A 10,374-nucleotide genomic window follows, 5' to 3' on the forward strand; every position below is an offset into this window, starting at 1 on the left:
GCGACGCCTCCGAGCGCCGTCTCACCCAGGCCGACGGGACCGGGCCCCGCCGCGTCCGCCCCCGCGCCCCAGGGTCCCGGGGCCCTCGCCCGCGAGGCGGCGCCCGAGGCGGTGCCGGTGCCCCCGGTCTCCGCCGCCCTGCGCGACACGTCCCCCGCCACGCCGTCCGCCCCCCGGGGAACTTCCTCCGCTCCCGGGACCGCCGAGGTCGCCCGGGCGGAGGCACCCGCCCCGGTGCCCGCCTCCCCCCTGGCGCGGGGGCGTGAACTGACCTCGCTGCTGTACCAGGAGCGGCTGGGCGAGCTGTGGGCGGCTTTTCTCCCCTCCGCGCGGGCGACGTGGGGCGACTTCTCCGCCTTCGAGGCTTTCCGGGCCTCGGGGCGCGACACCTACGGGCCCGAGGCGACCTTGCTCCACGAGGCGGTCATCGAGGAGGACGGCGTGACCTCCTACGTCCGCACCGTCACCTTTCAGGGCGACCCGGGAAGCGAGTGGACTCTCGTCTTCAGCCTCGACCCCCAGGGCAACGTCTCGCGCTTCGAGATCGCCGCGACCGAGGGGGTGCCCCCGCAGTAACCCGCCGGGGTCCTGGCCGCCTGAGCGCCCGCAAAAGCGTCCCGTGTGGGGCGCTTTTCGCGTGGAGGGCGCCCGCGTCCCCCGGCATGAACGCCCTGTCAACGCGTCATGAAGCGGCCCGGGCTGGCAGGCAGGGGGAGGGGCGCCGGACAATCGGGGCGGGGTCCCACATGGCGCACGACCGATTTCTCGACCGCCGGGACGCGGGGCGGCGCCTCGCCGAACGGCTGCTCGCCCTGGGCGAATGGCCGGACACCACCGTCCTCGCCCTGCCGCGCGGCGGGGTGCCCGTGGCCTCCGAGGTCGCCCGGGCGCTGCACGCGCCCCTCGACGTGTTTGTCGTCCGCAAGCTGGGCCTGCCCGGCTCCGAGGAGGTGGCGATGGGCGCCGTCGCGTCCGGCGGCGTGCGGGTGCTCAACGAGGACCTGCTGCGCCGCGCCCAGGTGTCCTCGGGGGCGTTGGAAGCCGCCTCGCGGCGAGAACGCGCCGAGCTGGAGCGCCGTGAGCGCGCGTACCGGGAGGGCCGCACGTCCGCGCCCGTCGCGGGCCGCACCGCCCTCCTGATCGACGACGGGCTGGCGACGGGCGCCACCATGCGCGCGGCCCTCCTCGCGCTGCGGCCCCTCGGCCCCGCCCGCGTGGTCGTCGCCGTCCCCGTCGCCCCGCCCGAACTCTGCCGGGCGCTGGAGACGGAGGCCGACGGGGTGGTCTGTCTCCTCGCCCCGCCGCATTTTCAGGCGGTCGGCCAGTTCTACGACGACTTCCGCCAGACGACCGACGACGAGGTGCGCGAGGGGCTGACGCTCGCCGCCTCTCCCCCTGAAGAGGAGTGAAGGCATGACCCACACCCGATCCTCGCTCGCCCAGGCCCTCCGAGAAGTCATCCACCCCCTGACCGGCGCCTCGAACGACTACGACGCCCTGCTGGAGAGCATCGGCGACGCGCGTTTCGTCCTCATCGGCGAGGCGTCGCACGGCACCCACGAGTTCTACCGGGAGCGGGCGCGGCTGACCCGGCGCCTGATCGAGGAGCGCGGCTTCACAGCGGTCGCGGTGGAGGCCGACTGGCCCGACGCCTACCGGGTGAACCGCTTCGTGCGTGGGCAGGGCGAGGACGGGAGCGCCCTCGAAGCCCTGGGCGACTTCCAACGGTTTCCCAGGTGGATGTGGCGCAACGAGGACGTGGGGCACTTCGTGGACTGGCTGCGGGGGCACAACGAGCGGCATCCGGGGGCGGAGGTCGGCTTCTACGGCCTCGACCTCTACAGCCTGCACCGCTCCACGCGGGCAGTCGTCGCCTACCTGGAGGCAGTGGACCCCGAGGCGGCGGGGCGGGCGCGCAAAAGATACTCGTGTTTCGACCACTTCGGCGAGAACCCGCAGGCGTACGGCTACGCCACCGAGTACGGGCGCAAGGAGCCCTGCGAGGACGCCGCCGTCGCGCAGCTCCTCGAACTCCAGCGCCGCGAGGCCGAACTCGCGCACGGGCCGCTGGGCGGCGACGAGCACTTCTTCGCCGAGCAGAACGCCCGCCTGGCGAAAAACGCCGAGACCTACTACCGGGCGATGTTCCGGGGCCGCGACGAGTCGTGGAACATCCGCGACCGCCACATGGCCGAGACGCTGGAGGCCCTCGTCGAGCACGGCGAGGGGCAGGGCCGCCCGCAGAAGGTCGTCGTCTGGGCGCACAACTCCCACCTCGGCGACGCCCGCGCGAGCGAAATGGGCTGGCGGCGGGGCGAATTCAACCTCGGGCAGCTCACCCGCGAACGCTGGCCCGAAGACACCTCCATCATCGGCCTGAGCACCCACCACGGCACCGTGACCGCCTCCGACGACTGGGACGAGCCTGCCCGGACGAAACGGGTGCGCCCCGGGTTGGAAGGCAGCCTAGAAGACCTCTGCCACGAGGTCGGCGAGGCGAACTTCTGGCTCGACCTGCGGGGGCAGAACGCCGCCACCGACGCCCTGCGCGAGGAGCGGTTGCAACGCTTCATCGGCGTGATCTACCGCCCCGAGACCGAGCGCCGAAGCCACCATGTCCAGACCCGCCCCGCCGACATGTACGACGCCCTTCTGCACTTCGACGAGACGAGCGCGGTGGTGCCCCTCGACGCGGACGCCGGGGACGCGGAGGATGAGGTGCCGGACACGTATCCGGTGGGGGAGTAGCCGGACTCAGGGCCGAGGTTGACCGTTCCAAAGTGTTTTGAGCTTCCCCGTCACGAGGTTGATGGTGGGTCCCCTGCCGTCCTTGTCGCGCAGGGCGAGGTGAACGTCGTTGCCGTAGAACACCCACTTAGGCTGATATCCCCAAGTCAGGAAGGGGCCGTCCATTGAGCCGCACGCACGGCAGCCGGAGGCGTTCGGGACCACCTCCGCGAAGCTCAGGTCCGCCGTGACCCGGCCCCCGGGGTCGTAGACCACCACGGCGTGACGGGGGCTGCCGTACCCGGCATGGTTGTCGAGCGTGACGACTTGACCGCGCGGGCTGAGGTAAACCCGGGCGGGCGTGTTGACCAGCCGCCGCTTCCAGAGCGTCCTGAGGGTCCCGTCGGGCTGGAGTTGCACGAGTTCGCCCCAGCTCTCCCGCGCCGAGGCCCGCGCATCGTCTACCCCGCGCGGCAGCAGCTTGAAGCCGGAGGAGCCGGAGTCCGACCCCACCAGCAGCGGCCTCGGCGGCGCGTAGGTGTTCGCCTGGGCCACGGTCGTCAGGCCAGCCAGCAGCAAGGTAAGGGGTCGCATCCCCCAGGGGAGACGCCGCACCCGGACCGCCCGCTTACCCCCCCCGCGCCTCCACTTCCGCCTGCTTCTCGCCCCAGGCTTCCATGCGCGCCTCCAACCGCATTTCGAGGTCATGTGCCGTCCGTCCCAGCGTGGCGAAGTCGGCGTCCGGGGACGCGGAGGCGAGGGCGGCCTGGGCATCCATCAATTCGGCCTCCAGCCGGGCGATCTCCGCCTCGATGGCCTCCACCTCGCGCTTGAGGTGCCACAGACCCTTGCCCCTCGGGGCGGCGGAAATAGGCTTCGGCTCGGGCTTGACCTCCGCCGCCTGCGCCGGGCGGTGCCGGGCCTTGTAGTCGGCCCAGCCGGGGTACTCGTAGAACTGTCCGTCCTCGATCAGCCAGATGCGGTCGGCGAGCCCCTCGATGAAGGCGCGGTCGTGGCTGACCATGACGAGCGTGCCGGTGTAGGCGTCCAGCGCGTCCTCCAGCCCCTCCACCATCTCCATGTCGAGGTGGTTCGTCGGCTCGTCGAGCACGAGGAGGTTGTGGTCCTCCTGCGCGAGCTTGAGAAGGGCCAGCCGCGCCCGCTCGCCGCCCGAGAGGATGCTCGCGGGTTTGTCGTGCTGGTCGTAGGGGAACATGAAGGTGCCGAGGAGATCGTGGGCCTCGGGGTCCTTCTGGACGTACTCGCGCGCCACGTCGTAGAGGGTCTGCGAGGGGTCCACGCCGCGCAACGCCTGGTCGTAGTAGCCGACGGAAACGCGCGCCCCCGTCAGCACCCGGGCGCGGGGATCGTCGGACTTGTCCAGCCCGAGCAGGGCACGCAGCAGGGTGGTCTTCCCCGCCCCGTTGCGCCCGATGATCGCCACGCGGTCGCCCCGGCGCAGTTGAACGTTCACATCCGCGAAAAGCGTCCGGTCCCCGACCCGGCGGGTGACGTGCCGCGCGTCGAGCACCACGTCGCCGCTCTCGGGTGCGTGGAAGGTGATGCGGGTGGTGCGCTCCCCCGGGGGCGGGGCCGAACTGGCGCGAGACTGCATCCGGTCCACCCGCGCCTGCATCGCCTTGGCGCGGCGGGCGAGCTTGCTCATCCCCAGACCCCAGATCTTCATGCGGTCGGCGCTCGCCTGGAGGGAGGCGATCTGCTTGGCGTCCTGCGCCGCCTGCGCCGCCTGCCGCTCCAGGTCGGCGGCGAGCGTCTCGCGGAAGGTGGAGTAGCCTCCGGGGTAGACCTTGAGCCCCCCACCGCGCAGGTACGCCGTCTCCCGCGTCACCGCGTCGAGAAAGGCGCGGTCGTGGCTGATCACGAGGACGGCGCCCGGGTAGCGCGCGAGGAAGCCCTCCAGCCACTCGACCATCACGATGTCGAGGTGGTTGGTGGGCTCGTCGAGGAGCAGCACGTCGGGGTTCTCGACGAGGAGGGCCGCGAGGCCGAGGCGGGTCCGCTCCCCGCCCGAGAGGCCACCCACTGGCTCCCCCTCCCGCCCCCGGAACCCGAAGGCGAGGGTCACGGCCTCGCGGCGGCTGCGGCGCTCGAATCCCCCGCGGCGGGCGTAGTGTTCGAGTACAGCCTCGTGGCGCAGGACGCTCTCCGGGGTGCCGTCCGCCATCGCCTCCGCCGCCGCACTCAGCTCGGCCTCCAGCGCGTCGAGGTCGTGGAAGGCGGCCTCCAGCACCCCCTCCACGGTCGCGCCCGGCGGGAAGGTGGGGTCCTGGCGCAGCGCCCGCACGCGCACGCCGGGGGCCCACCGGACCGTACCCCCGTCGGGGGGGGTCTCGCCGGTGAGCAGCCTCAGCAGGGTGCTCTTCCCGGCCCCGTTGCGCCCCACCAGACCCACCCGGCCCTGCGGCTGGACGGCGAAATTCACCTCCGACAACACGGTCAGGGGGCCATATTCCTTGGTGGCGTCCACGGCGGCGACGAGCACGGGGGGCAGTATACGGGCTCCTTCTCGTTCTTTTAATTTCCCTTTAGACTGGGGGGCGTGAGACGAACCGCCGCCTGGACGGGCCTGTGCGCCCTCTTCGCCCAGGGCGTCCTGACTGTGGGTCTGGCCCAGACCGCCTCTGTGGCGGGGGCCCCCCCGCGGGGGCAGTACCTCTCGGGCCGCGCCGAGGTGCTCGGGCCGGGGAACGTGTGGCGGGCGGCGAGCGGCCCCCCCGCCGTGCCGCTCGGGCTGCGGGTGGGCACGGGCCGCGCCCGGATCACGGGCTCCGGGGGGCAGGTCACGGGCAGCGTCTTGCTCGCCAGCGCCTCGCGGCTGGGCGTGACCCGGCAGGAGGCCAACCTTCAGGAGGGAAACTTCGTGCTCGACGGCCCGGTCGCCGTCCACGCGCGGGGCAGCCACGTGGTGATGGACCGCCCCGGGCGGGCGCGGGTGGACCTGCGCGGGGGCATCACCCGGCGGGTCGCCGTGATCTCCGGGAGCGCGCGGGTGGCGCTCGCCGGGCGCGTCGTCACCGTCAGCGCCGGGCAGCAGCTCAACCTCGCCTCGGGGGCCATTACCCCCTTCCGCGAGGACGACCCGTGGTACGCCGCGCAGTTTACCGGGACGGGCGACGCCACCGTGCAGGCGACCCGGGGGACCGTGCGGGTGGTGCGCGGCGCCGAGAGCCGCTCCGCCGGGCGCGGCGAGACCCTCGACCCCGGCGAGCGCCTCGCCACCGGGGAGGGCTCGTGGGCGGAGGTGGGCTTCACGGCGAGCGGCGGCTACCTGCGCCTCCAGTCCCACAGCGAGCTGAGCGCCATCGGGGCGGAAGGCAGCGGGCCGGGCCGCGAGGTCACCCTGCAACTCACGCGCGGCAGCGCCTGGAACGTGGTGCCGGGCGCGCAGAGCGTGGCCCGAGGCTCCCAACTGCGCACCCCGGTCGTGAGCACCGCCGCCCGCGGCGCGGAGTTCCGGGTGGACGCGGGCGGGCGGGTCCGGGTGCGCGAGGGGGACGAGGCGCCGCCCGCCGGGGCAACCGGGCCGAACAGCGTGGGAAGCCCCGCCTCCGCCGCCCGCGCCCTCACCCTGCAAGTCGACCCGCCTCCCGGCCCCCTGCGCGAGCTGACCCTCACCGCGCGCAGCCTGCCGGACGCCCAGGTGACGGCCACCGTCTCGGGCCGCCGGGTGGCGCTGACCCGCCAGGGCGACCGCTTCCGGCTGGGAGGGCTGACCCCGCCCCTGCCCGAGGGCACGTACACCGTGCGGGTGAGCGCCGAGCGCGGGGGCGAGGCGGCGACCCGCTGGCAGACGGTCGTGATCGACCGCACGGCCCCCAGCCTGACGGGGGTGCGCGCCGAGCGGGTGGGGCGCTCGCTCACCCTGACGGGGACGGCGCGGGACGCTGGGACGGGGCGGCTGACCCTGACGGCGCGGGTGGGGGGAACGACCTTCACCCGGCAGGTCTCCGGGGACTTCCGGCTGCTGCTGCCCGCCCCGGCCCCGGGCACGCCCCTGCGCGTGAGCGTGCGGGACGAGGCGGGGAACGAGAGCTATGCCGACCTCTCCTGAGCGCTCGCTGGCGCGCTACACGGTCCCCGCCGCCGCCGTGCTGGGGCTGAGCCTCGCGCTGCTGATGCCCACGAACGAGCGGCTGTGGGACGCCGTGAACCGGGCGCTGCCCGCCTCCCCCGACCCCCGGGTGGTCGTGGTGGGCATCGACGACGCCTCGCTGCGCGACTACGGGCGGCTCCCCGGCTGGCCCCCCGAGCTGTACGCGGAGGCGCTGCGGACCCTGGACGAGGCGGGCGCGCGGGCGGTCGGCCTCGACGTGCTGCTCGATGGCGCGGGCGACGCGGGCCCGGTGCTCGGAGGGACGTTCTCGCGGCCCAACGTGGTGCTCGCCACCGCCCCCGGCGAGGCGGGCGAGCTGCCCCCCGAGTGGACCTCCCCCACCGGCGTGAGCGCCCTGAACCTCGGGCCGGGCGGGGCGGTGCGCTCCTTCCAGACCGCGTACGCCACCGAGGGCGGGCGCCTGCAACCGAGCTTCGCGCGGCAGGTGGCGGTGGCGGCGGGCGAACCCGTGCCCCTCGAGACGCGGCCCCAGCCCCTGCGCGCCGTGAAGGCCGAGCCGGGCGCCTTGCCGGTTCTCCCCTTCCGGGACGTGGTGAACGGCAACGTGCGCTTCGCGGACCTGCAAGGCAAGGTGGTGCTCGTCGGCCTGACCGCCTCGGGCCTCGTCGGGTCTGGACTGAGCGACGTGAGCGGCGAGGCGGTGCCGGGCGTGCTCCTCCAGGCGCGGGCGGTGTCGGGCCTGCTCGGGCGCCCCTTCGTCTGGCTGCCCACGTGGCTGACCGCCCTGCTGTGCGTGGCCGCCGCCGTGGGCGCGGTGCTCGCGCGCGGGCTGTGGGGCTTCGGGATCGCGCTCGTCACGCTGGGGCTGGCGGTGCCGCTGTGGCTCGTGAACGTGCTCTTTCCCGGCGTGACCGTCTCCGTGGCCGCCATCCTGGGCACGGCCCTCGTCGCGCTGGAGCGCTGGTGGAACCTGCGCCACCTCGGCACGCGCGACCCCCTCACCGGGCTGGGCAACCGCCTCGCCTTCACCCGCGCCGTCGAGCACCGCTGGCCGGGCCGCGAGGGCAGGCCGCTGGGGCTGCTCCTCGTGGACCTCAGCGGCTTTCGCAAGGTGAACGAGGTCTACGGGCGCCTCGCCGGGGACGAGGTGCTGCGCGACCTCGCGGGCCGCATCGGCTCGCACCGGCGCCGGGGCGACGTGATCTTCCGCTGGGGCCCCGACGAGTTCGCCGTCCTCCTCGACAACACCGACAAGCACGACCTCGCCCGCATCAGCGACTCGATGCGCGGTGCGCTCGACACCCTCACCTACCGCGACGTGCCCCTGAGCGTGAGTTTCGGCGCCGCCACCACCGACTCCGAGGTCCGCTCCCCGGAAGAACTCATCGAGGCCGCCAGCCGCAACCGCTACCGGATGAAGTTCAGGCGGGAAGGGCGGGAGTAGGCGAAGTGGTCGGCGTGTACCCCAATGCCAAGCTGGATCTAGCAGGAAAGGACATGCCGCCCAATGCCTTCGGGCTTCTGCCACGCCTTGGCTGGAGACGACCAACGCGCCCCTGCTCAACAAACTTCCGCTCTTCTAGTCCGACTCCTCTGTAGAGTGTTCTCCAGTACCCGAATGATCAGCCTACACAGAGAGGGAGTATGAATCTCATCAAATCCAAGCGGCGCGTCGCCGATCACGGCGAGGTCTTCACCCCACCGTGGCTGGTCGAGGCCATGCTCGACCTGGTAGGGGGCGAGACTGAGCGCATCGACTCGCGTTTTCTGGAACCCGCCTGCGGCAGCGGCAACTTTCTGGTGGCGGTGCTGCGGCGCAAGCTCGCCGCCGTGCAGCTCCGGTACGGCCAGTCCAACTTCGAGCGGCGACACTACGCCCTGCTCGCGCTGATGTGCGTCTACGGCATCGAACTGTTGGCCGACAACATCGCCGAATGCCGGGCGAACCTGCTGGAAGTCCTGGCCGAGTACCTGGGGCTGGCCGAGGAGGACGACCTCTTCCGCGCCGCCGCCTATGTCCTGTCGCAGAACTTGGTCCACGGCGACGCGCTCAGGATGCAGACGCATGAGGGCCAGGCCATCACCTTTGCCGAGTGGGGCTACCTGGGCCGGGGCCGCTTTCAGCGCCGCGATTTCCGCCTCGATACCCTCGCCATGTCGTCCACCTTTAGCGCTGAGGGGTCGCTGTTTGCCGGGCTGGGCAAGCATGAAATCTTCACCCCGACCAGGACTTACCCCCCGATGACCGTGCGCGACCTCGCCGCCGCAGAGGAGGCCGCGTGACCACCCAAGACACTCTCCAACCTGACGCTCCCGGACGGGCGAGCTTTACCCTGCGGGGCCGCAACCCCGATGTCCTGACGTGCATCGCCAACCTCTCCAACGATGAGGTCTTCACCCCGCCTGAGTTCGCGGGCCGGATGCTCGACACGCTGGCGGGGGCATGGGCCGCCGACCACGGCGGCGCGAACCTGTGGGCCGACCCCACGGTGCGCTTTCTGGACCCCTGCGCCAAGTCTGGCGTGTTCCTGCGCGAGATCACCCAGCGCCTGACCGACGGGCTGGCCGATCAGATGCCGGACTTGCAGGAGCGTGTGGACCACATCCTGACGCGTCAAGTCTTCGGCATCGGCATCACGCAGCTCACCGCGCTGCTCGCCCGCCGCAGCGTCTACTGCTCGAAGCGGGCCAACGGCGAGCACTCGGTCGCCCGGTCATTTGACAGCGCTGACGGCAACATCTGGTTCGAGCGGATGGAACACACCTGGAGGAGCGGGAAGTGCATCTACTGCGGCGCGAGCCAGGGCACGCTCGACCGGGGCGAAGACCTGGAGACCCACGCCTACGCCTTCATCCACACCGACGATGTGCGGGCGCGAGTCGCCGAACTTTTTGGAGAAGACATGCAATTCGACGTAATCATCGGCAACCCGCCGTATCAATTGGCCAGCGATGGCGGCACCCGCGACGTTCCCATTTATCAGCATTTTGTCGAACAGGCGAAGGGGCTGGACCCAAAATATTTGGTCATGGTGATTCCCTCACGCTGGATGGCGTCCGGCCTTGGCCTCAGCGAGTTCCGCCAGACGATGCTCGCTGACCGGCGCATCCGCGAACTGGTTGATTTTCCGGTAGCCAGTGAGGTATTTCCCGGCGTCGAGGTGAAGGCCGGGGTGTGTTATTTCCTGTGGAAACGTGATAGCGAAGGCGACTGCGCCGTGAGCACCGTCCGTGGTGGGCAAATTGTCGGCCCATACCCGCGCGACCTCAGGGAATACGACGTATTTGTACGTGATGGACGCACCATTTCCGTTTTGCACAAGGTGTTGGCGCACGGCGAGTCACCCATCAATAGCATTCTCGCCCGAGATAAGGAATTTGGTTGGACCTCTAACTTCGACGGCTTTCACGAGAAGGAGCAGTCGGGCGACGTGCCACTCTATTACTCAGGAGTTGCACCTCGCATAGCGCAGTGAATAGCCGTGCTGGCGGAGAAATTCCGAGTTTCTGCTGAACGTCAGGAGCAGGCGGTTCAAATGAACGTCTGGCATGACCGTCATCAGTGCCAGAGC

8 protein-coding genes and 1 pseudogene are annotated in these 10,374 nt (G+C 71.6%); 7 read left to right on the top strand and 2 right to left on the bottom strand.

Annotation, left to right across the window (positions count from 1 at the left end; all coding sequences use genetic code 11):
* The 3 genes and pseudogenes from A7B18_RS20380 to A7B18_RS20390 all read left to right on the top strand — a co-directional run.
* Window positions 1-576: pseudogene (locus A7B18_RS20380) on the top strand (hypothetical protein); the annotation flags it as partial.
* Between the two features lie 170 nt (window positions 577-746).
* Window positions 747-1,409: a phosphoribosyltransferase gene (locus A7B18_RS20385; protein WP_102128509.1), complete on the top strand. Its 663-nt coding sequence runs from the start codon at window positions 747-749 to the stop codon at window positions 1,407-1,409.
* Window positions 1,410-1,413: 4 nt separating this feature from the next.
* A complete protein-coding gene (locus tag A7B18_RS20390; protein WP_219722165.1) occupies window positions 1,414-2,748 on the top strand; it encodes an erythromycin esterase family protein in 1,335 nt (444 codons plus the stop codon).
* Between the two features lie 6 nt (window positions 2,749-2,754).
* On the opposite strand, the gene A7B18_RS20395 is transcribed toward A7B18_RS20390, so the two are convergent.
* Together A7B18_RS20395 and abc-f are read right to left on the bottom strand one after the other, a co-directional pair.
* Window positions 2,755-3,321 carry a hypothetical protein gene (locus A7B18_RS20395; RefSeq protein WP_146009631.1) on the bottom strand — a complete coding sequence of 189 codons (567 nt, stop codon included), beginning with the start codon at window positions 3,319-3,321 and terminating at the stop codon, window positions 2,755-2,757.
* A 34-nt stretch (window positions 3,322-3,355) separates the two neighbouring features.
* Entirely contained in the window at window positions 3,356-5,230 is a 1,875-nt protein-coding gene (gene abc-f, locus A7B18_RS20400) for a ribosomal protection-like ABC-F family protein (protein ID WP_102128512.1), read from the bottom strand.
* Window positions 5,231-5,287: 57 nt separating this feature from the next.
* Between abc-f and A7B18_RS20405 the strand changes: the two genes are divergently transcribed.
* The 4 genes from A7B18_RS20405 (at window position 5,288) to A7B18_RS20420 (ending at window position 10,278) form a co-directional block, all read left to right on the top strand.
* Window positions 5,288-6,799 (top strand): FecR domain-containing protein, encoded by a 1,512-nt coding sequence (locus A7B18_RS20405; RefSeq protein ID WP_102128513.1) that lies wholly within the window; start codon window positions 5,288-5,290, stop codon window positions 6,797-6,799.
* Window positions 6,783-8,246, top strand: coding sequence for a diguanylate cyclase domain-containing protein (locus A7B18_RS20410; RefSeq protein ID WP_102128514.1), 1,464 nt, complete (start codon window positions 6,783-6,785; stop codon window positions 8,244-8,246). The genes A7B18_RS20405 and A7B18_RS20410 overlap by 17 nt, the downstream gene beginning before the upstream one ends.
* A gap of 200 nt (window positions 8,247-8,446) precedes the next feature.
* Window positions 8,447-9,085, top strand: a complete 639-nt coding sequence (locus tag A7B18_RS20415) for a DNA methyltransferase (RefSeq protein WP_102128515.1) — start codon at window positions 8,447-8,449, stop codon at window positions 9,083-9,085.
* Window positions 9,082-10,278, top strand: a complete 1,197-nt coding sequence (locus A7B18_RS20420; RefSeq protein WP_245872994.1) for an Eco57I restriction-modification methylase domain-containing protein — start codon at window positions 9,082-9,084, stop codon at window positions 10,276-10,278. The genes A7B18_RS20415 and A7B18_RS20420 overlap by 4 nt, the downstream gene beginning before the upstream one ends.
* Window positions 10,279-10,374: the final 96 nt, after the last annotated feature.

Source organism: Deinococcus planocerae (assembly GCF_002869765.1).
GTDB classification, from domain to species: Bacteria; Deinococcota; Deinococci; order Deinococcales; family Deinococcaceae; genus Deinococcus; species Deinococcus planocerae.